19 protein-coding genes and 3 tRNA genes are annotated in these 20,708 nt (G+C 62.8%); 18 read left to right on the top strand and 4 right to left on the bottom strand.

Annotated elements, in window-relative coordinates; genetic code table 11:
• The first annotated feature begins 194 nt into the window (after positions 1 to 194).
• The 3 genes from J7I12_RS09735 (at position 195) to J7I12_RS09745 (ending at position 3,231) form a co-directional block, all read left to right on the top strand.
• Complete coding sequence (locus J7I12_RS09735; RefSeq protein ID WP_498793631.1) at positions 195 to 1,232, top strand: DUF3150 domain-containing protein; 1,038 nt, start codon at positions 195 to 197, stop codon at positions 1,230 to 1,232.
• Positions 1,233 to 1,236: 4 nt separating this feature from the next.
• Positions 1,237 to 2,862 (top strand): cobaltochelatase CobT-related protein, encoded by a 1,626-nt coding sequence (locus J7I12_RS09740; RefSeq protein ID WP_498793633.1) that lies wholly within the window; start codon positions 1,237 to 1,239, stop codon positions 2,860 to 2,862.
• A 207-nt stretch (positions 2,863 to 3,069) separates the two neighbouring features.
• On the top strand, positions 3,070 to 3,231 hold the full coding sequence (locus J7I12_RS09745) for a hypothetical protein (RefSeq protein ID WP_374281456.1): 162 nt from the start codon (positions 3,070 to 3,072) through the stop codon (positions 3,229 to 3,231).
• A gap of 488 nt (positions 3,232 to 3,719) precedes the next feature.
• Here J7I12_RS09745 and J7I12_RS09750 read toward each other — a convergent pair.
• A tRNA-Arg gene (locus J7I12_RS09750) sits at positions 3,720 to 3,796 on the bottom strand.
• A gap of 416 nt (positions 3,797 to 4,212) precedes the next feature.
• Here J7I12_RS09750 and J7I12_RS09755 point away from each other — a divergent pair.
• The 3 genes from J7I12_RS09755 (at position 4,213) to J7I12_RS09765 (ending at position 6,159) form a co-directional block, all read left to right on the top strand.
• The gene (locus J7I12_RS09755; protein WP_242621195.1) at positions 4,213 to 4,761 is read left to right on the top strand and encodes a UbiX family flavin prenyltransferase; all 549 of its coding nucleotides are present in this window, start codon (positions 4,213 to 4,215) and stop codon (positions 4,759 to 4,761) included.
• Between the two features lie 134 nt (positions 4,762 to 4,895).
• Positions 4,896 to 5,582 carry a metal-dependent hydrolase gene (locus J7I12_RS09760; protein WP_288907722.1) on the top strand — a complete coding sequence of 229 codons (687 nt, stop codon included), beginning with the start codon at positions 4,896 to 4,898 and terminating at the stop codon, positions 5,580 to 5,582.
• Positions 5,575 to 6,159 carry a GNAT family N-acetyltransferase gene (locus J7I12_RS09765; protein WP_498793635.1) on the top strand — a complete coding sequence of 195 codons (585 nt, stop codon included), beginning with the start codon at positions 5,575 to 5,577 and terminating at the stop codon, positions 6,157 to 6,159. Before J7I12_RS09760 ends, J7I12_RS09765 begins: the two co-directional genes overlap by 8 nt.
• On the opposite strand, the gene J7I12_RS09770 is transcribed toward J7I12_RS09765, so the two are convergent.
• From J7I12_RS09770 to murA, 3 genes are all read right to left on the bottom strand, one after another.
• Complete coding sequence (locus J7I12_RS09770) at positions 6,119 to 7,510, bottom strand: L-serine ammonia-lyase (RefSeq protein ID WP_118229877.1); 1,392 nt, start codon at positions 7,508 to 7,510, stop codon at positions 6,119 to 6,121. The two genes, J7I12_RS09765 and J7I12_RS09770, sit on opposite strands and share 41 nt — an antisense overlap.
• Before the next feature lie 854 nt (positions 7,511 to 8,364).
• The gene (locus J7I12_RS09775) at positions 8,365 to 9,021 is read right to left on the bottom strand and encodes a BON domain-containing protein (RefSeq protein ID WP_288907720.1); all 657 of its coding nucleotides are present in this window, start codon (positions 9,019 to 9,021) and stop codon (positions 8,365 to 8,367) included.
• A gap of 25 nt (positions 9,022 to 9,046) precedes the next feature.
• Positions 9,047 to 10,297, bottom strand: coding sequence for a UDP-N-acetylglucosamine 1-carboxyvinyltransferase (gene murA, locus J7I12_RS09780; RefSeq protein WP_118229960.1), 1,251 nt, complete (start codon positions 10,295 to 10,297; stop codon positions 9,047 to 9,049).
• Between the two features lie 148 nt (positions 10,298 to 10,445).
• Between murA and J7I12_RS09785 the strand changes: the two genes are divergently transcribed.
• The 12 genes from J7I12_RS09785 (at position 10,446) to rpe (ending at position 20,656) form a co-directional block, all read left to right on the top strand.
• Positions 10,446 to 10,521 (top strand) — tRNA-His (locus J7I12_RS09785).
• A gap of 288 nt (positions 10,522 to 10,809) precedes the next feature.
• Complete coding sequence (locus J7I12_RS09790) at positions 10,810 to 11,007, top strand: serine acetyltransferase (RefSeq protein WP_118229879.1); 198 nt, start codon at positions 10,810 to 10,812, stop codon at positions 11,005 to 11,007.
• A gap of 228 nt (positions 11,008 to 11,235) precedes the next feature.
• Positions 11,236 to 11,312, top strand: a tRNA-Val gene (locus J7I12_RS09795).
• Between the two features lie 195 nt (positions 11,313 to 11,507).
• Positions 11,508 to 13,445 carry a threonine--tRNA ligase gene (gene thrS / locus J7I12_RS09800; protein WP_288907719.1) on the top strand — a complete coding sequence of 646 codons (1,938 nt, stop codon included), beginning with the start codon at positions 11,508 to 11,510 and terminating at the stop codon, positions 13,443 to 13,445.
• A 1-nt stretch (position 13,446) separates the two neighbouring features.
• Complete coding sequence (gene infC, locus J7I12_RS09805) at positions 13,447 to 13,977, top strand: translation initiation factor IF-3 (RefSeq protein WP_118229881.1); 531 nt, start codon at positions 13,447 to 13,449, stop codon at positions 13,975 to 13,977.
• A 141-nt stretch (positions 13,978 to 14,118) separates the two neighbouring features.
• Positions 14,119 to 14,316 (top strand): 50S ribosomal protein L35, encoded by a 198-nt coding sequence (rpmI, locus tag J7I12_RS09810; RefSeq protein WP_118229882.1) that lies wholly within the window; start codon positions 14,119 to 14,121, stop codon positions 14,314 to 14,316.
• A 378-nt stretch (positions 14,317 to 14,694) separates the two neighbouring features.
• Positions 14,695 to 15,051 carry a 50S ribosomal protein L20 gene (gene rplT / locus J7I12_RS09815; protein WP_118229883.1) on the top strand — a complete coding sequence of 119 codons (357 nt, stop codon included), beginning with the start codon at positions 14,695 to 14,697 and terminating at the stop codon, positions 15,049 to 15,051.
• A gap of 447 nt (positions 15,052 to 15,498) precedes the next feature.
• Entirely contained in the window at positions 15,499 to 16,536 is a 1,038-nt protein-coding gene (pheS, locus tag J7I12_RS09820) for a phenylalanine--tRNA ligase subunit alpha (RefSeq protein WP_118229884.1), read from the top strand.
• A 5-nt stretch (positions 16,537 to 16,541) separates the two neighbouring features.
• Positions 16,542 to 17,006, top strand: coding sequence for a translation initiation factor IF-2 (locus J7I12_RS09825; protein ID WP_118229885.1), 465 nt, complete (start codon positions 16,542 to 16,544; stop codon positions 17,004 to 17,006).
• Between the two features lie 54 nt (positions 17,007 to 17,060).
• Positions 17,061 to 19,466: a phenylalanine--tRNA ligase subunit beta gene (pheT, locus tag J7I12_RS09830; protein ID WP_118229886.1), complete on the top strand. Its 2,406-nt coding sequence runs from the start codon at positions 17,061 to 17,063 to the stop codon at positions 19,464 to 19,466.
• Positions 19,467 to 19,552: 86 nt separating this feature from the next.
• A complete protein-coding gene (locus J7I12_RS09835) occupies positions 19,553 to 19,906 on the top strand; it encodes a MerR family transcriptional regulator (protein ID WP_118229887.1) in 354 nt (117 codons plus the stop codon).
• 45 nt (positions 19,907 to 19,951) lie between these two features.
• The gene (rpe, locus tag J7I12_RS09840) at positions 19,952 to 20,656 is read left to right on the top strand and encodes a ribulose-phosphate 3-epimerase (RefSeq protein ID WP_118229888.1); all 705 of its coding nucleotides are present in this window, start codon (positions 19,952 to 19,954) and stop codon (positions 20,654 to 20,656) included.
• Positions 20,657 to 20,708: the final 52 nt, after the last annotated feature.

Genomic DNA, 20,708 nt, shown 5'->3' on the forward strand with positions numbered 1-20,708 from the left:
GGATCGGCGAGGCTAGCCCTGTGGGCCTCACGCTAAAGTGGGGCAAGCCGGACACCGTTGGCCAGCAGCATTTTATTCCCGCCGAAAACTGTGAGGGCAACAATTCCGTGATGGAGCTTGAAGCACGCGCAGAAAAGAAAATCAAAGAAGGCTACTCCCTCAATACAACAAGAAGCTCATTCTAGGAGGCTACTATGGCACAACTTGTTTCTGACATCCGTATTCTTGATAACTTGCTGGCCCTCAATCTCAACGTCAGCTTGTGGTCAGCCCGACGCAAAATGAGTCAGGAAGACCTGGGCGGCGCAGAACTACCCCCTGAAGATCTAGCTTCTTTGGGCTCAAAGCGCATTGCCGACCCGGAAAACCTCAAGGTGTTCGGCACACTCAAAGCCCGCGCCTTCAACTACCTTGACCGGCAAGGTGTACGGTTTATGTCCGGCTGGGCCATCCCCGAAGAAAAGGCCGGCGAAATCGTGCAGGAGCTGCTTAACATCCGCACTGAATTCCAGAAAGAAAAGGAAGCATTTCTGGCTGACTATGACCAAAATGTGCAGGCATGGATTGAGAAGCACCATCAGTGGGGCGAAATAATTCGTAACTCCCTTGTGGGGCCTGACTATGTACGCGCCCGCATGGATTTCCGCTGGCAGTTGTACAAGGTGGCCCCGCTTGAACAGCACACAGACAACACCGCTGTGCTGGAAGCTGGTCTGGCGGAAGAGGTGCAGGGCCTCGGCGGCACTCTGTTTGATGAGGTGGCTAAGTCGGCTGACGATATATGGCGCAGGGTTTATCACGGCAAGACGGAAGTAACCCACAAGGCGCTTTCACCGTTGCGCACCCTGCATGCCAAGCTCACGGGCTTGTCTTTCGTAGAGCCACATGTGGCCCCGGTGGCTGACATCGTGCAGGCTGCACTGCTGCGCATGCCCAAGAAGGGCAACATCACCGGTACAGACCTGTTGCTGTTGCAGGGGCTGGTCTGCCTGCTCAAGGACAGTACGGCCCTTGTGGGCCACGCCCAAAAAGTTATTGAGGGCTACGGCCCGGCGTTTGTGCTTGATGCCCTGTTGGCTGGTCCGGGCTTCATCCACGAGCCGGACGGCCCTGCTGGACAGATGGATGGCACCGTGGACGGGAATATGGATGATGAGCCCATTCTGCCTGATATTCCTGTGGCAGATAGCGCGTTGCCGCATCCTGCCATACCCAGCCTGGGCCTGTGGTGACACCATGGTACGCACAAAAGACGTTCTCAACTGTCTGCCCCTGCTGGCGTCTATCCTTGGCGACCGCTATGGGGTGCAGGTGCGTATCGGCGGTAAGGAAGCCTGCACCAACGGTAAGGTTATTCACTTGCCCGCGTTGCCTATGGATTGTGAGCCTGAATTACTGGCACTGGCTAAGGGGTTCACAGACCATGAGGCTGCCCATATACGGCACACTGATTTCGGGGTGTTGAAAGCTGCAAACCTTGATCCTGTGACCTTCAATTTGCTCAACTGCCTTGAGGATTGGCGCGTTGAAAAGAAACTGTCAGGCATTTTCCCTGGCTGCCGAAGAAACCTGAACTGGCTGATACGACGATTCTTTGTAGAGCAAGCACAGCCAAGGGCCGGGGATGATTCCCCGGCCCTTGCTGTTTTGGACTATGTGCTGTTGACAGTGCGAGCCTGGGATGTGGATGAGGTGACCCCGGCACGCCAACACGCGGCAAACATCGTGGAGCAGCACTTCCCCTGCTTGCTAGGGGCTCTGGATGCCATCTTGGTCAAGGTCTACATCTATTGCCCAGATACGGCGTCGGCAGTCGAATACGCACGGCAAATCGCCCAGTGCATCCGGCAGTGGGAACCGCTTAGACAGGCTCCAACCAGCAAAAGCGCTAACGATCACGGTTCTATGCCTAAGGCGAAACTGGAAATCAACGATTCTGCTAAACAAATTGGCCAGCGATCTGAACCGGGTCAACCGCAAAGTGCGTTGAGCTCGTTACCGCTCAAGGCTCTTTTGCATGCGGAGGCGCAGGATCTGCCTCAGAACATCGGCGAAATTCTGGCGATTGAGCTTACCAGTTGCAGCTCAGAATCAACGGGAGACGCACTGACCGTGGCCGTGGAAGGCACCCGGCATGCAGCCCCTTTGCCAGCAGAAAATAAACTGCAAGCCCTTCAGGCCAGCATTGCCCTGCGCACTCGCCTTCAGGGCTTTCTGCAGGCGCAAACGCAAAGACGTTGCAGCATCGGGCGCAGAGGGACTCTGCACGCCAATTCGCTGCACCGTCTGCAGGTTGGCAATGCTCGTGTTTTCCAAAAAGAATCTGAGCAGCAAGGCGTTAACACCGCTGTCCATATCCTGCTGGACGTAAGCGGAAGCATGGCTGGCGCACCGATTAATCTTGCCAATCGGGCCTGCTATGCCGTGGCAACTGCCCTGAGCCATATTCGTGGCGTGAACCCAGCGGTTACGGTTTTCCCCGCTACGACGGTCACAAACTCTGTATTCCCAATAATGCGGCATGGGCAGCCGTTGCCTGATAGGTTCGACATCCTGGCTTCTGGCGGAACCCCCTTGGCTGGGGCTTTGTGGTGGGTGCTGCAAACCATGCTGCCCCTCAGAGAGCAGCGTAAGATGATCCTGATTATCACTGACGGCATGCCGGACAAACAACTGGCTGCAAACAATGCCATAGGGGTGGCCCAAAAACTAGGCTTTGAAGTTTATGGCCTTGGCATACGGGATGAGCACATTACACATCTGCTGCCGCACACAAGTAAGGTGGTCAACGATCTGCCTGATCTGGTGCCTGCCGTGTTTGCCATGCTGCAGGCTGCATTACTCAAAGGCGGTGCTGTATGATGGTGCCGCTTGATTTCAGACCTTGGAGCCGAACGGGAATATTTCGTTTCTTCCTACTTAACAAAAAACGGCGCATCCAGCGCTGCTAAATGAAAGGAGGATAAATGAATTATCTTAGCTGGATACCAGTTGTTATAGCTGTACTTCAAGCAATTAAAGACAATTGGGATGACTAGCCGTACTAGGCTACCCGAAAGGAGAAAGAATATGGGCAGTAAATGGGCATTTTTAGGCGGCGTACTGGCAGGGATCGCAGGGGTATTCACAGCGGCAGCGTTGTCGGTGGAATTGGAAAATCGGAAAGACGGCAGATGCAATGCTGAAGAAGAACCGAAAAGGCTGGCCTTGCCTGAAAGCGAAGGCAGGTAAAAATCACAGTTGATTCTTGGGCAGGGAAATGGGGGCTTCCCGCTTCCTTGCCCTTGCTATACTTTTATTTTTCGACTGAAGTATAGGTCAAGTCGCAACATATGCATTCCACAAACGAATTGCAGCAGATTCGCTGACAGACCACTGGAGTGGACAGTTGCCACATTCACAAGCATAGCGGTAAATATCGTGGGTTCTTCCCTCCGGCCTTGATGTTTCACGTTGAGGCATTTTGCCGCATTTGATACACGGCCTGAGTGGAGGAAGATGTCCCTTGTTTGCGCTCATTCTTGAAAGATAGCCATTGTCTGTCGTGAACGCAACATTCTGGGATAGCTTGTGCAACTATGCGATTCTCCGCAGTAGATGTGCTAAAGAGTTGCATGGTGTAATTTCCATTTTTTGCAAAAAGGTTGGAAATAGGGTTGGAAAAAAATTGAGTAAAGCAAAAGCCCTTACGATTTTTTATCGTAAGGGCTTAATTTTTATGGTGCGCCCGGCGAGATTCGAACTCACGGCCTTTGGCTCCGGAGGCCAACGCTCTATCCAACTGAGCTACGAGCGCGCAAGGTCTTCTCTGTTATGCTTTGCGCGGTCCGCTGTCAAGGGCGTAATGGATCCGGCCCCGGCGCGGTCTCGCCTCCTCGCCGTATGGGGTGGCGCCGCCGCGGCGGCAAAGCGTCTGCCCGGCCGCGTGGATCTCCAACGCCCCTCCCCGGCGCACGGGGCTGCGACCTGCCGAAAATGTTGCCGTAAAAGACGCTGCTCCTCTGCCTTTGGGGCGGTGCCGCCCGCCGCGTTTACAGTCCGCCCGGTTGTGGACTATACTGAACAAATACGCGCCCCCTCCGGGAAGGCGCGGCACAACCTTTGGGATAGACTATGCAAGAGTGCGGCGAGGGCGGCCTTGCGCACCTTGGCGGGCAGGCCGCCGGGGCGCAGGCGCGCGATATTCTGGTGGGCGTAAGCGGGGCCAGCGGTATGGCTTTGGCCGCAAGCCTGCTGCGGTTGCTGGCAGGCATGCCGTGGGTACGGGTGCACTGCGTGGTGTCGCAGGGCGCGCGGGCCGTGCTGCAGGCCGAATGCGGGGCCGGGCCGGAGCTGCTTACGGCCCATGCCGGGCAGGTCTACGCCCCGGACGATTTGGGGGCCGGGCCGGCCAGCGGTTCCTGGTGGCGGCGCGGGGCCGTGCCGGCGGCTATGCTGGTGGCGCCCTGCTCTATGGGCACCCTGGGCGCGCTGGCCAGCGGGGCCACGCGCAATCTGCTGCAACGCGCGGCGGATGTGGCCCTTAAGGAGCGGCTCACCCTGGTGCTGGTCACGCGGGAAAGTCCGCTTTCCGCCGTGCACCTGCGCAACATGCTTACGCTGCAGGAGGCCGGTGCGGTGATCATGCCGTTTTCTCCCGGTTTTTATCTGCGGCCGCAAACGCTGGACGAGCTCTTGCGGCAGTCCTGCGGGCGCATTTTTGACCAGTTGGGCCTGCCGCACCGGCTGGGCCGCTGGGGGGAAGCCCTGGCGCAGGCGTGATGCGCCTCGCCTTCTGTGGCAAATCTTTTTTACATATTCCGCAAGCTGAAAGTACAAAGCGTCGGGGCCGACAAACCTTGTCGCCGACCCCGCGGCGTAAGGCAGCGTCCGTTTGCGGACGCGGGAGGCGCGTCATGAGTTCCATTACCTGGTTTGGTCACTCGGCTTTCAAGATCGGTTGTCCTGATGTGCAGGTGGTCATTGATCCTTTTTTTGCGCCGCCCACGGACGTGAACGCGGCCACGCTGGGGCCCGTTGATCTGGTGCTGGTAACCCACGACCACAGCGACCATGTGGGCGAGGCGGTGGAGGTGTGTCGGCGCAGCGGGGCCATGCTGGGGGCCATTGTGGGCACGGCGGGCAAACTGGTCGCCGCGGGCGTGCCCCAGGCGCAGATCCTCAACGGCATCGGCTTCAATATGGGAGGCACGGTAAGCCACAGGGGCGTGAACGTCACCATGACGCAGGCCTACCACTCCAGCGATTCCGGCGCCCCGGCGGGCTATATTGTGCGCATGCCCGACGGCCTCACCGTGTACCATGCGGGCGATACCTGCGTGTTCAGCGGTATGGAGCTGTGGGGGCGGCTGTACAGCATTGACGTGGCCCTGCTGCCCGTGGGCGGCGTGTTCACCATGGACGCCCGGCAGGCCGCCCTGGCCTGCAAGCTGCTGGGCTGCAAGGCCGTCATCCCCATGCACTGGGGCACTTTTCCCGTGCTGGCCCAGAATACGGCGGCCTTTAAGGAGGCCCTGCAGAAGCAGCACCTTTCCTGCACCTGTGTGGATATGGGCGTGGGAGAAACGGTCAGCTTTGGCTAAGGCCGCGCTGTTTTGTCTGCGCCGCGCCGTCAGGGCAGATCACGCTGTTTTGGCGGATCTCTGGCGGCGTAGTGTGGTGGCCACGCACGCCTTTCTTTCCTGTGCGGCTGTGGCGGAGATCCATATTGCCGTGCGGCAGGTTTATCTGCCGGGCGTGGAGGATTTGTGGCTTGCGCACTGCGGCCCAGGGGCAAGAAAGGGGCAGGATGGCTCCGCAGGCGGATTGCGCCCGGTGGGCTTTATGGGGCGCAACGGCGGACATGTGGACATGCTTTTTGTGGATCCGGCTTTTTTCGGCTGCGGGGCAGGCCGGACGCTGCTGCGCCTGGCCTGGGAGCGGGCTTTTGCGGCCGGCCTGCCTTTGACGCTTGACGTCAACGAGCAGAACCCGGCAGCAGTGGCCTTTTACCGCCGGATGGGTTTTGTGGTCACCGGCCGTTCGCCCGTGGACAGCGCGGGGCGTCCCTATCCTCTGCTGCATATGGCTGCGGACAGAGGCTGCGCCCGCCTGTTGGCAGGGCGATGTTGTCGTTCTTTCAGTCCTGCGGATCCTGTCGTCGTTCCAGTGCGGCGTTGACGGCCTCGGCCAGGCCGCCCAGGGAGGTTTCCTTGTAGCGGGCCTGCAGGTCCAGTCCGGTGCGGTACATGACGCCGATGATCTGGTCCAGCGAAACCACGCGTTCGCGTCCGTCTTCCAGGCGGGAGAGCTGGGCGCAGTTGACGGCACGTTCGGCGGCCACGCCGTTGCGCTCAATGCAGGGTATCTGCACCAGGCCGCCCACGGGGTCGCAGGTCAGGCCCAGGTTGTGTTCCATGCCTATTTCGGCCGCCACTTCCACCTGCTTGACGCTGCCGCCGGTGACGGCGCAATAGGCCCCGGCAGCCATGGAACAGGCCACCCCCACCTCGCCCTGGCAGCCCACCTGCGCGCCGGAGATGGAGGCGTTGCACTTGTAGAACAGGCCAATGGCCCCGGCCGTGAGCAGAAAGTCGCGCGCGCCTTCTTCTGTCGCGTGCGGATAAAAATTTTTGTAGTACAGCAGCACCGCCGGCGCCACCCCGGCCGCGCCGTTGGTGGGCGCGGTGACTACCCGCCCGCCTGAGGCGTTTTCCTCGGCCACGGCAAAGGCGTAGAGCATGGGCCAGAGGCTCAGGTCGCGCCGACCCGCCGCCTGCAGGGCGCTGACCTTGCGCAGCAGGTTGGGCGCGCGGCGGCGCACCCGGTAGCCGCCGGGCAGCACGCCGTCCGTGCAGCAGCCCCGTTCCACCGCCTCCTGCATCACCGTCATGATGGCGTCCAGCCGGGCATTGACCTCCTCCCCCGACCGCCAGAATTCCTCATTGGCCCGCACCACCTGGGCCACGCTCAGCTTGTGCGCCGTGCAGTGGGCAAAGAGCTGCGCGGCGGTGTCATAGGCATAGGGCGGCGCAGGATAGTCCTCGTCCGGGCTGTCAAAATCCGCGTCCGTGCGGATGGCCCCGCCGCCGATGGAATAGTACGTGCGGGCGTGCAGGACGGTCCCGTCCGCGGTCAGAGCCGTGAGAGTCAGGGCATTGGCGTGACGGGGCAAAAACAGGCCCTTGTGCTCCAGTAAGTCCCGTCCGTACACAAAGGGCACGGCCTGCACGCCCGCCAGCATCAGGTCCGCGCCCTGGCGCAGCGCCGCCGCGCGCGCGGGCAGCCGGGCAGGGTCCACATGTTCGGGGTCTTCCAGCTCCAGCCCGGCCAGGACCGCCGCGTCCGTGCCGTGTCCCCGACCCGTGAGCGCCAGAGAACCGAACAAATCCACCTGCAGCCGCGCCACTGCCCCCAGCAGACCCAGAGCTGCCAGCTCTCCGGCAAAACTGCGCCCCGCCAGCATGGGCCCCATGGTGTGCGAACTGGACGGCCCAATGCCGATTTTGAACAAATCAAACACGCTCAACATTGTCGGCCTCCACGCCCCTTCCAGTCATCTTGCGGGAATGCTCTGTACGGGCCCCGCCGGAAAGCCTCCGGCAGAGCAGCGTTGACATGCATTTTCGCAAGGGGGGCGTCAGCTTCGGCGTTTCCCCGCGCAGTCATGCCGTGTTTGCGTCCTCGCGGCGGGCAGTCGCGCAAGGCACAGCATGCCGGAGGGGGGTTCCCCCGTCATCAGCCTTGGTTGTGACACAGAGCGAGGCGGGGTGCAATGCGTCGGGATATGTTCTTTGAATGTTCGTATTTATATTAAATAAAATCATATAGTTATTTATGATATGAACATTTAGGGCAAAGGCTCTGCGCACAGAAGCATCAAAAAGAACAAAGGGAACAGAGTGCACAAAAACACAGCGTGCCAGCCGTGCGGGGCAGGGCATTACGACTTTGAAATGTCCGGGGTTTCGTAAGCACAATTTATTTGCGCGCTTAAGCGCTGGAACGAGCGTGCCGTAAACTTTGAGAATACCGATTCTCAAAGGTAGTCTGCTCCAGAGCATTTAACACTTGAAATGCTCGCTTACGGCAGACAAAAGCCTGCCTTCTCGCATTTCGTGGCAAGGATTTTCAAGAAAATCCTTGCAGAGCAGTTAGCTCATTTCATTCGCTAACTGCTCTAAGGACGCAGAACTTTTGACGGGTTATGTGCGTTCGGGGCTTTGCCTGTGTGGGGCCGCCCTGGCGGGAGAGGGTGACACGGGCGTTCGGCCAGGGCCGGCCCGGTTCGGTGGGGAAGAAACGTTTTTTGAAGGGATGGGGGGCGTGGGGGGAAGGGGAACTTGTGTTCACAAAAGTTCCCCTTTCCCCCACAAAAAACTTTTTCTATGGCAAATCGCGGCTTTCCGGGCTGGATTCGGCAGAAGCCGGGGCCGGGGCCGGGCTGGCGTTGGCGGCGGGCTGGTCCGCGCCTTCGGCGTGCTGGGGCTGGATGTCGCCCAGTTGTCCTGCCTTCTGGGGCAGCATGAGGTAGCTGGTGACGGAGGTGACGCCCGACACGCCCCTGGCGGCGCGGATGGCGAGCTGGCGTTCGGCATTGTCCTTGACCACGCCCAGCAGCACCACGCGTCCGGCGTTGACTTCGGTTTCGACGCGGGTGGAGGAGAGGCCCTTGGTGCCGATGAGTTCCGTGCGCAGTTTGGTGGCCAGGGCCATATCGCTTTCGTCGTGAGTTTTGGCGGTGAACCAGTGGGGGGTGACGGAGTGGGGCTTGTAGCGGCGGGCGATGGTCAGAGCTTTGGCCTGCATGTCTGCGGGCACTTCGCCCACCAGGAAGACGTGGTTGTAGAAGCTGTAGACGGCCACGGACCAGCCGCCGGTGAAGCTCTCGTCCATGAGGGCGGTTTTGATTTTTGCGGCCAGCTCCGTGTCTGCAGACATGGTGCCCGCCAGGCGCGGGTCGTCGTAGACGCCATAGGCGGCGCAGCCGTTGAGGCAGGTAAGGGCCAGCAGCAGGAGCAGGGGCAGGGCCAGGCGTGGCATATGAAACCTCCGTTGGGGGGCGCGGTTATTCCTGTTCGCGGCGGATGCGCGCGCCCACGGCCGTGAGTTTGTGTTCGATGTGTTCGTAGCCGCGGTCCAGGTGGTAGATGCGGCGTACCTCGGTACGGCCTTTGGCGGCCAGACCGGCCAGGACGAGGGAGGCGCTGGCCCGCAGGTCGGAAGCCATGACGGGCGCGCCGGTGAGCCCCTGCACGCCGCGCACCATGGCCGTGTGGCCGGAAACCTTGATCTGCGCGCCCAGGCGCACCAGTTCCAGAACGTGCATATAGCGGTTTTCAAAAATGCTTTCTTCCACCACGCTGGCGCCGTCGGCCAGGCACATGAGGGCCATGATCTGCGCCTGCATATCAGTGGGAAAGCCGGGGTAAGGCTGGGTTTTCACGTCCGTGCCGTGCAAGGGGCCGGCGCAGCGGGCCAGCACGCCCTGCGGGGTGGCGGTGATTTCCATGCCCATGTCGCAGAGCTTGCGGATGACGGCTTCCAGCGCGTCGAAGGGGCAGTGGCGCAGCAGCAGTTCGCCGCCGGTAATGCCTGCAGCCACCAGAAAGGAGCCGGCCTCAATGCGGTCGGGCATGACGGCGTAGGATGCGCCGTGCAGGGCCTGCACGCCCCGGATGCGGATGACGTCGGTGCCGTGGCCTTCAATCTCTGCGCCGCAGGCTCGCAGAAAGTTGGCCAGGTCCACCACTTCTGGTTCGCGGGCGGCGTTTTCCAGCAGGGTTTCGCCGTCGGCCAGCGCGGCGGCCATGAGCAGATTTTCCGTGCCGCCTACGGTGGGCATGTCAAAGGTAATGCGCGCGCCCGTGAGACGGCGGCAGCGGCCAAGAATGTAGCCTTCTTCCAGCTGAAAGCTGGCGCCCATGCTTTCCAGCCCCTTGAGGTGCTGGTCCACGGGGCGCGCGCCGATGGCGCAGCCGCCGGGCAGAGCCACACGGGCCTGGCCAATGCGGGCCAGCAGGGGGCCCAGGCACAGCACCGAGGCGCGCATGGTGCGTACCAGGTCGTAAGGGGCTTCGGGCAAAAGCTGGCCGGGCTGCGTGCGCACTTCGTGGTCGTCGTAGCCGCAGGCGCAGCCCAGCACGTTCAGGAGCTTGAGGGTAGTATGGATGTCGCGCAGGTCCGGCACGTTGGCGATCACGGCTGGTTCGGAAAGAAGGATGGACGCGAACAGAATGGGCAGGGCCGCATTTTTGGAGCCGCTGATGTCAATGCCGCCCGTAAGGGGCACGCCGCCTTCAATAACCAGTTTGTCCATGCTGTCTCCGCGGGTGGGCGCGGGCCTCTGGCCGCGCGCGTGAAGAATAACAAACAGCATACGCCTTGTTCTAGACAAAATCCAGAGTCCGCAGCGCGGAAAAAAACTTGCCAAAGGAAAAGAAGCTGCGTATAAGAACTTTCCCGTGGCGGAAGTAGCTCAGTTGGTAGAGCACCTGGTTGTGGCCCAGGTGGCCGTGGGTTCGAGTCCCATCTTTCGCCCCAGAAAATTTTTCTTCCCGTTCCGCAACCGCCCGCAATGCCCTGTGCAGCGCGGGCGGTTGCTTTTGCGCGGGCTGCCCAAGTCTGCGCGGATCCGCCAACTCTGGTTGGCCCGCCCATTTTTTGTGGCCCGCTATGCTCCTTTCTTTGCGGTAGACCCAGGCAGTCCATTTTTTTCCGCAGCGCTGTGCCCCTTCTTGGTGTAGACCCGGCTTGTGTCACAACGCAGTACGTTATTATACGTGCGGGCGCGGTTTTGACTATTTTGCCTGCGTCCGTTAGAAGAATGTAATGAACAAAGACAATCTCCCGGCCATTCGTCCCTGTATGAAATGCGGCGCCATCCCCGACAAAATCGAAACCTCCCGTCCCGACGGCCGCACCCGCGACCTCTACCGCGTGGTCTGCCCTTGCGGCAATGGGCCTTTGCGCTGGTCGGTCAGCGTGTCCGCCGCCATCCGGCTGTGGAACACGCACGACGCTTCGTAAACGGTTCCTTTTGGGAATATTCCTTTTCAATCAAAGGATGCGATACGTTCGCTGGAGCTTGCCCGCGCAGATAATTGGCGTTTGCCGTCTGGCGGCCCGGCAGCGTCTCCGCGTGGTGCGGCCGCTGTCGGGATAGAGGGCCACGTCCGCCGCAGCCTTTCCTTCCCGCGCAGTAAAAAAATGTTGACGCGTCGCCGCTCGGCGGCTATAACACCCCTTGCCTCAAGTAGGAGCGTAGCTCAGGTGGCTAGAGCACTTCCTTGACACGGAAGGGGTCAGCAGTTCAAGTCTGCTCGTTCCTACCAAATGAAGTTCCGGGGATGGTTTCCCCTTTATGGCGGAAGACCTTGACTCCGCCCATAACAGGGGCCGCCGCAAGGGCGGCCCGGTGACCGTTATCGGCGCAGTGGGGAGGTTTACCTCCCCATTTTGTTTTTGTCGGCGGCGCGTCCGGCGCGGCAGGGGTCGTAGCGGCACGTTGACGAAAAAGGAGCAGTTTGATGGAAGTGCAGGTAGAAGGGCAGGCGGTGTCCGCTGCGCCCGGCGATGCCGTGGCTGTGGTGCTGCAAAAGGCCCTCAGCGGCAAAAAATTCAAGTCCGTGGTGGCTGCGCGCACGCCCGACGGCGCGCTGCTGGACCTTTCCGCGTCTGTGCCCCAGGGCTGTGCCGCGCTTGCGCCCGTAACGGCCGAAGAGCCCGACGGCCTGCGCCTGCTGCGCCACTCCACGGCCCACGTCATGGCTGCGGCGGTCAAACGCCTGTTCCCCACGGCCAAGGTCACCATCGGCCCGGCCATCGACAATGGCTTTTACTACGATTTTGATGTGGAACGGCCCTTCTCCAGCGAGGATTTCCCCGCCATTGAGGCTGAGATGCGCAGCATTGCCGAAGCGCGCCTGCCCTTTACCAGGGTGGACGTGTCCAAGGCCGAGGCCGCCGCGCGCTTCACGGCCGAGGGCGAACCCTATAAGGTGGAGCTGCTGGAGAGTATTGAGGGCGACACGGTTTCCCTCTACACCTGCGGCGAATTTACCGATCTTTGCCGGGGCCCGCACGTGCCGCACACGGGTTTTGCCAAGGCCGCCAAGCTGCTTTCCGTGGCCGGAGCCTACTGGCGCGGCGATGAAAAGAACCGCATGCTCTCGCGCATCTACGGCACGGCCTTTGCGGACGAAAAGGCTCTCAACGCCTACCTTAAGCAAGTGGAGGAAGCCAAGCGTCGCGACCACCGCAAGCTGGGGCGGGAGCTGAACCTGTTTACCTTTAAGGAAGACGTGGCTCCGGGCATGGTTTTCTGGCTGCCCAAGGGCATGCTGGTGCGCACCATCCTGGAAGACTTCTGGCGGCGCGAGCACCTCAAGCGCAACTACGACATCGTCCAGGGGCCGCAGCTTTTGCGGGTGGAAACGTGGCAGAAATCCGGCCACTACGACCACTACCGCGAAAACATGTATTTTACGCAGATTGAGGACGACGCCTACGGCATCAAGCCCATGAACTGCATTGCCCATATGCTTATCTACGGCAATGAGCTGCGCAGCTACCGCGACCTGCCCCAGCGTTACTTTGAGCTGGGCGTGGTGCACCGGCACGAAAAAAGCGGCGTGCTGCACGGCCTGCTGCGGGTGCGCCAGTTCACCCAGGACGACGCGCACATCCTTTGCGCGCCGGAGCAGCTGGAAGGCGAAATTCTGGAAGTCATCCATCTCATCCGCGATCTCATGGGCCTGTTCGGCTTTCAGTACAAGGTGGCCATCTCTACCAGGCCCAAGGACAGCATCGGCACGGACGAAGCCTGGGAGCTGGCCACCAATGCGCTGATCCAAGCTGTGGAAAAGGCCGGCATCAGTTACGAGATCAACGCGGGCGACGGGGCCTTTTACGGCCCCAAGATTGATGTGCGCCTGCTGGACTGCATCGGCCGCGAATGGCAGTGTTCCACCATCCAGGTGGACTTTACCCTGCCGGAGCGCTTTGACCTCACCTATGTGGGGCAGGACGGCGAGCGCCACCGTCCGGTCATGGTCCACCGGGCCATCATGGGTTCGCTGGAGCGGTTTATCGGCATTCTCATAGAAAACTACGCCGGCGCGCTGCCCACCTGGCTTGCGCCGGAGCAGGCCAGGGTGCTGACCGTGACGGAGGTCGGCGACGCGGCGGCCTTGGCGGTGCGCGACCAGCTGCGCGCCCAGGGCGTGCGCGTGACCGCCGATACGCGCAATGAAAAGCTGGGATTCAAGGTGCGTGAGGCCCAGTTGGCCAAGGTGCCGTATATTCTGGTGGTAGGGGAAAAAGAGGCGCAGGAGGGCGGCGCCAACGTGCGCCTGCGCAGTGGAGAAAACCTGGGGCTCAAATCCGTGGCGGACATAGCCGCGCTGGTGCGTGCGGACGCTGAAGAGCCCTTCAAACAAGGAGGGATGCGCTATAGCTTCGCCTAATATGAGATTCCGGCGCGACATGCCGCAAGACGGCGTGCGCCGCAACGAGTTGATCCGCGCCCGCGAGGTGCGTGTGATCGCTGCCGATGGCGAACAGCTTGGGATTCTGCAACGCAACGACGCCATTGCCCTGGCCAAGGAGGCCGGCATGGACCTGGTGGAGGTGGCATCCACTTCCGAGCCGCCCGTCTGCCGGATCATGGACTACGGCAAGTTCAAGTACGAGCAGCAGAAGAAAAAGCAGGAGGCCAAAAAGCGCCAGAGCGTGGTGCAGATCAAGGAAATCAAGGTCCGGCCCAAGACCGACGACCACGATTATGAAACCAAGATCCGCCACATCCGCCGCTTTTTGGAGGATGGAGACCGCTGCAAGATCACGGTCTTTTTCCGGGGCCGCGAAATTGTGCACAAAGATCGCGGCATGACCATTCTGGAGCGGGTGGTGCAGGACCTGGCCGACGTGGCCAAGGTGGATCAAGAGCCCCGCGCCGAAGGCCGCACGCTGCAAATGCTGCTGGTGCCCAAGAAGTAGCGCGGCTTTGCCGCGCGCAGACCCGCCCGTGGGGGCGGAAAACAGGGAGCGGCCCTTGCGTCGCGTCCCGCTTTGGGGCATTATGCCCCTTCCGGTTTCCGCCCGGCCCTGCCGGGCCCTATTCAGTGCAAGGAGTATGTCATGCCCAAGATCAAAACCCGCCGTGCCGCGGCCAAGCGTTTTTCGCAGACCGGCAGCGGCAAGTTCAAGCGGCGCCGCCAGAACCTGCGGCACATCCTGACCAAGAAGGCTCCGGGGCGCAAAATGCGTCTGGGCCAGGCCACCCTGGTGGACGGGACCAACATGAAGGCCGTGCGCCGGATGCTGCCTAACGGCTGATTTGCCCGTTTGCCTGTCGGCTGCTGCGGCAGTCGTTGCGCGCCTTGGCTGCACAGGCCTTAGGCGTTGTTTTGGCGCGTTGCCGCGCCGGATGCAGAAGCAGACCTGTGCCGGCCCTGTGCCGCCGTGCTGCGGTTTTTACGCCGAGCAGACCGGCGGCCTGCAGCGGCCCTTGTATCGGGCGGCGGGCGGCTGGGCGTGCGGGGCAACCCGCGGGCGCACGGAAAACGATTGAAAGACTCTGACGGTGCACTGCGCCGGCGGCGTATGCGGAGCCGCGACCGACGTCCAATCCGCGTCCCCTATTGAGGGTTACGACAAATTTTACGCATCTCCACGGGCATTCCTCCGCCTGGTGGGGAGAAGGAGGATACGCTCATGCGTGTGAAGAGAGGTCTTGCCGGGCATCGCCGTCATAAAAAGTATCTTGACGCGGCCAAGGGCTTTCGCGGAGGGCGCAGCCGCCTGTACCGCACCGCCCGTGAGGCTGTGGAACGTTCGCTGCAAAACGCCTTCACGGGCCGCAAACTGCGCAAGCGCGATTTCCGCAGCCTGTGGATTCTGCGCATCAACGCGGGCGCGCGCCTGAGCGGGCTTTCCTACAGCCGCTTCATGCACGGCCTGAAGGTGGCGGGCATTGCCCTCAACCGTAAGGTGCTGGCGGACCTGGCGGTGTACAAGAAAGAAGACTTCGCCCAGGTGGTGGAGCTGGCCAAGGCCGCCCTGAGCAAGTAGATCGGTTCGGCCCCTGCTGCGCTGACGGCGGGGGCCGTCCCTTTTTGGTCTGGATGGGTGCGCCGCGCCGCGGCGTCCGCGTGCTGCCTTTTGCAACCGGCCAGCGTTGCGTCCTGTCGGAAGATGCTGACCCGCACTGCCGCGGCGTTCCTTAAAGAGCGTTTCCCGCCGTGCCGGGGCATGCCCAGATGCGCCGTCCGCCCCTGCCCCGCAGATTTCGGAATTTTCCTTCAGGGCGCGTCTGCGCGGGAAAAGGCTTTGCAGGAAGGGCCGCCGCCGTCCCTGCCGACTGTGGGCGGCTTGCGGGGGCGCGGGCGGGATGGTATGTCTTAAGGGCGCGGGCGGTGCGCAAGCGCCCCTCGCGCTCTGTTTTTTTGTCCGGGAGGCGTCCCGGCGTCTTGGTTTTGTGTAACAACAGCGCCGCAGCAACGGCATGGGGAATCCGTTATGGATTTGATTTCTGCACTGGAGGGCCTGGTTCCCGAACTGGAGGCCGGTTTGGCCCAGGCCGCCGACCTGGACGCGCTGGAAGCCCTGCGCGTGGACGTTCTGGGGCGGAAAGGCCGCATTGCCCAGATCATGAGCCAACTGCCGGGCCTTGCGCCAGAGTCGCGCCCCGCCGTGGGGCAGAAGGCCAACAGCGTCAAAGAACGCTGCAACGCCCTGTTTGAGCAGCGTAAGGCCGCTCTGGAAGCCGGGCGCGAGGCCGCCGCGCTCAAGCGTTTTGATCCTTCCATTCCGGGCCGCGCGCCCTGGCGCGGCAGCCTGCACCCCACCACCCTGGTGATGGAGGAAATCTGCGGCGTGTTCAAGGGGCTGGGCTTTGATGTGGCCTCCGGGCCGGAAGTGGAGATAGACTATTACAATTTTGAGGCCCTGAATATGCCGCCGGAACATCCCGCCCGCGACATGCAGGACACCCTGTACATTACGGACAAGGTGCTCATGCGCACCCACACGTCGCCCGTGCAGGTGCGCACCATGCTGACGCGCAAGCCGCCCGTGGCCGTAGTGGTGCCCGGCAAGGTTTACCGGCGCGACAGCGACCTCACCCACACCCCCATGTTCCACCAGATCGAAGGTCTGCTGGTGGGGCAGGGCGTGAGCCTCGCCCACCTGCGCGGCACGCTCACAGCCTTTGTGCGCGCCGTGTTCGGCGCGGCCACCGAGGTGCGCTTCCGGCCCAGTTTTTTCCCTTTTACCGAGCCTTCGGCGGAAGTGGATATTTCCTGCTGCATGTGCGGCGGCAAGGGGCACGTCAACGGCGAGCCCTGCCGGGTGTGCAAGACTACGGGCTGGGTGGAGATTCTGGGCTGCGGCATGGTGGACCCGGCGGTTTTTGAGGCGGTGGGCTACCCGGCGGACAGCACGGGCTTTGCCTTTGGCATGGGCGTGGAGCGCGTGACCATGCTCAAATACGGCATCGGCGATCTGCGCATGTTTTTTGAAAACGACACGCGCTTTTTGAGCCAGTTTACCTGGTGAAGCCCATGGCCCATCCGTCCGTCCCCCGCGCTTTGCCTGTGCGCCTTGCCGCGACGACCGCCAAGGCTTTGCACTGTCTGGCGCGGTGTGGGCGCCCGGCCCGGCCCGACAGCGGGCTGCGGCGGCTGGCGGCGGCGCTGCTGGCGTTGTGTCTGGGGCTGGGCTTTGCTTTGCCCGGCGCGGCCCTGGCGGCTTCGGCCTTCAGTGCGCGTCAGTCCGGGCTGGAACCGCCCGGCGGCCCCCGGTCTGTGGAAACGTTGCCCAACCAGAGTGCGGGCCGCACCGCCGAAGGGGGCATGGGCTATACGGACGCTTACGGCAATACAGTCACCCCGCGCGAAGCCGAAACGCCGCAGCCCCGCAAGCGCCTCAACCCCGGCGCGTACGGCGCGGCGCAACGCAGGCAGGCCGAGCGCCCGCTGCCCGACCCCGCAGCGCAGGACCAGAAGCCGGTCTGGAATTTTCGCTAACCGCAGTGTTCGCGCGGCAGGCCAAAGGCCCGCGCGACAAAGGATCGATACGCTATGCTGCTCTCTCTTTCTTGGCTGCGTGAGTTCACCCCTTACGAAGGCACAGCCGAAGCCCTGGGCGACCGGCTGACCATGCTGGGTCTGGAGCTGGAAGACATCCGGCGGCCCTATGCACCCATCGCCGCCATCGTGGTGGGGCGGGTGGTCACGTGTGAAAATCATCCGCAGTCCGACCATCTGCACTGCTGCACGGTGGACGCGGGCCAGGGGCAGCTTCTGGAAATTGTCTGCGGTGCGCCCAACGTGGCGGCGGGGCAACTGGTGCCCGTGGCTCTGGTGGGCACGCGCATGCCCGACGGCATGGTCATCAAAAAAGCCAAGCTGCGCGGCGCGCCCTCGCAAGGCATGATCTGTTCCGAGCGGGAGCTGGGACTCACCGAAGACCACACGGGCATCATGATTTTGCCGGAAAATTTTGTGGTGGGCAAACCTTTGGTGGACCAGCTGGACCTGGACCGCGAAGTGCTGGATATTTCCATCACGCCCAACCGGTCGGACTGCCTTTCCGTCCTGGGTCTGGCGCGGGAAACGGCCCTGGCCTGCAACCTGCCCCTGACCATCCCCGACGTGCCTCTGCCAGAGAATCTTGCGTCGGACCTGGACGTGCCCATTGCCATTGACGACCCGGAGCTGTGCTGGCTCTATGCGGGCCGTGCGCTTACCGGGGTGCAGGTGGGGCCCTCGCCCATGCGTTTGCGCCACCGCCTGCACGCCCACGACGTACGCCCTATCTCCAATATTGTGGACGTGACCAACTACATTCTGCTGGAATGTGGCCAGCCCCTGCACGCCTTTGACCTGGACAACCTGCACGGGGGCCGCATTGTGGTGCGCCGCGCTGCGGCAGGGGAGCGCTTCACGACCCTGGACGGGCAGGAGCGCGTGCTCAACGCCCAGGACCTCTGCATCTGCGACGGCGAGCGCCCTGTGGCCCTGGCGGGCGTTATGGGCGGGCTTAATTCCGAAATAGGCGCGGGCAGCAGCCGCGTGTTTCTGGAAAGCGCCGTGTTCCGTCCGGCCACCATCCGCAAGACTTCGCGCCGTCTGGGGCTTTCGTCCGAGGCTTCCTACCGTTTTGAGCGCGGCATAGATCAGCAGCGTGCGGTCTGGTCCCTGAACCGGGCCTGCGCCATGATGGCGGCCCTGAGCGGCGGCACGGTCTGCGCCAGCCTCTGCATCAACGAGCCCCGGCCCTTTGCGCCGGCGCGCATTCCCTTCCGTCCGGCCAGGGCCGACGCCCTGCTGGGGGTCCACCTGGGTGCGGATTTCGACGCCGCCACCCTTGCGGGACTGGGCTGCGCCGTGGACCGCAGCAACCCGGAGCAGTGGGCAGTGACCCAGCCTTCCTGGCGGCCGGACCTCACCCGCGAGGCCGATCTCATTGAAGAAGTGGGCCGCCTGCACGGTCTGGACACCATCGCCCCGGCTTTGCCCAGGGTGGAGCGCAACTTGGCCCACGCGGGCGAACCGGAATCACGCTTTGATTTCTGGTCCCGCATCAAGCACTGGGGCGCGGGCCTGGGCCTCAACGAGGCGGTCAACTACAGTTTTGTGGGCCACAAAGATCTGGACCGCCTGAACCTGCCGCGCGAGGGGCGCATTTCCATCATGAATCCCCTTTCGGCAGAACAGGATGCCTTGCGCACGGCTCTGGCGCCGGGCCTGCTCAACACCCTGCGCAACAACCTGGCCCAGGGGGCCGCTGGCCTGCGGTTGTTTGAACTGGCCACAGTCTTTGCGGCGGATGCGGCAGCGGAAACCACGGCCCGTGAAACGGGCGTGCTGGGCCTGCTGCTCTACGGCGCGCGTTACGACGCGGCCTGGCCCCAGCCTGAAGGCGACCTGGATTATACGGACCTCAAGGGTGTGGTGGAGCATTTGCTGCACCACCTGCACGCGCCCGCGCCGGTCTGCGCCTTGCGGGAGGACCATCCCTTTTTGCTGCCTTGCGTGACCCTCACGGTGGAAGGCGCGGCCCTGGGCGTCATGGGCCGGGTCCGGCCCGGCATGGCGGCGGAATACCACGCCCGCAAGGAAGTCTGGCTGGCCGAAATCGACCTGGAGGTTCTGCGCCGCCTGCACGACGCGGTGCAACTGCGCTTCCGCAGCCTGCCCGTGTTTCCACCCGTGCGGCGCGACATCACGGTGGCCGCCGGCCCAGGCCTCACGGTAGGGGCCGTGCTGGAGCACATCAGGGGGCTCAACCGGCCGCTGCTGGCGGACGCGACCCTGGGGGACTGCTTTGAGCCGCCCGTGGCGCAGGACGCAACGCCTGTGCGGCACCTCACCTTCCGCCTGACTTTTCGTCATGCGCAGCGTACGTTAAAGGATACAGAGGTAGACAAAGAGCGGGAACTCGTGGCAGAATCACTACGACGCGCATTTGATGTGCGCGTCTGATCCAGCAGTCCGCATCCCGCCGTTCGCGCGTTCCTGACTCCGCGCGGGCGGCAGGGGTGCGGCGTTGTCGGCGTCCGGGGGACAAGATGGAGGAAAAGACGTCCGGGAAGACTTACCGCATCGGCGAAGCGGCGGAATTGCTCCACCTCAAAACCCATGTGCTGCGCTTCTGGGAAACGGAATTTTCTCAGCTGGCTCCCATCCGTACGGACAAGGGCCAGCGCCTGTATACTGAAGAACACCTGGCCCTGCTGCGGCGCATCCAGCAATTGCTGCACGAGCAGGGCATGACTATTGAAGGCGCGCGGCGCGTGCTGCAGGGCAGCGCCGTGTTGGACGAAACCCTGCCCCAGCGCGTGGCCGCCGTGCCGGACCCGGAATTTATGCGTGGGCTCAAACGCCAGCTGTTGTCCCTGCGGCGTCTGCTCAGCGGGCAGTAAGAAGCGGGCGCGGCCCGCAGCCCGCACAAGGCGGAGAGCCAAGGCATGATCCTTTCACCTTCTCTGTTGTCGGCGGATTTCGCCCGTCTGGCCGAGGAATTGGCCGCGCTGGAAGCCGCCGGTCTTACCTGGCTGCACCTGGACGTCATGGACGGGGCCTTTGTGCCCAACATTACCTTTGGTCCCCCGCTCATCAAGGCCCTGCGCCCCCTGAGCGGGCTTTTTTTTGACGTGCACCTCATGGTGGAAGACCCCTCGCGCCATCTGGCGGCCTTTGCGGAAGCCGGAGCAGATATGCTGGTGGTCCACGCCGAGGCCGACCACCACTTGCAGCGCACCCTTGACGCCATCCGCGCCCTGGGCTGCAAGGCGGGCGTGGCCCTCAATCCCGGCACGGATGTGAATGCCGTGCGCTGGCTTGTCGCTGACCTTGATATGCTGCTGATCATGAGCGTGAACCCCGGCTTTTCCGGCCAGGCCTTCATCCCGGCCAGCTTTGCCAAGCTCCGCGCGGCCCGCAGGCTGCTGGACGAAAACGGCGGGGGCAACGTCCTCATTCAGGTGGACGGCGGGGTCTGCCCCGAAAACGCCGGCGCTCTGGTGGCGGCCGGGGCCGATGTGCTGGTTTCCGGTTCGGCATTTTTCGGTCACAAGCCCTATGGCGCGCGCCTGGCGGCCTTTGCCGCGGCCTGCGCGGCAAGCGGCGTCCGCCCCGGCCTTTGGGCCGCCACGGCCTGGAAACCGCAGTAGGGCACGCCTCGGCGTTGTTTGTGGGCCCCGCCGCGCGCCGCAGTGGGCGCGC

It is taken from the genome of Desulfovibrio diazotrophicus (assembly GCF_902498985.2).
Lineage (GTDB): Bacteria > Desulfobacterota > Desulfovibrionia > Desulfovibrionales > Desulfovibrionaceae > Desulfovibrio > Desulfovibrio legallii.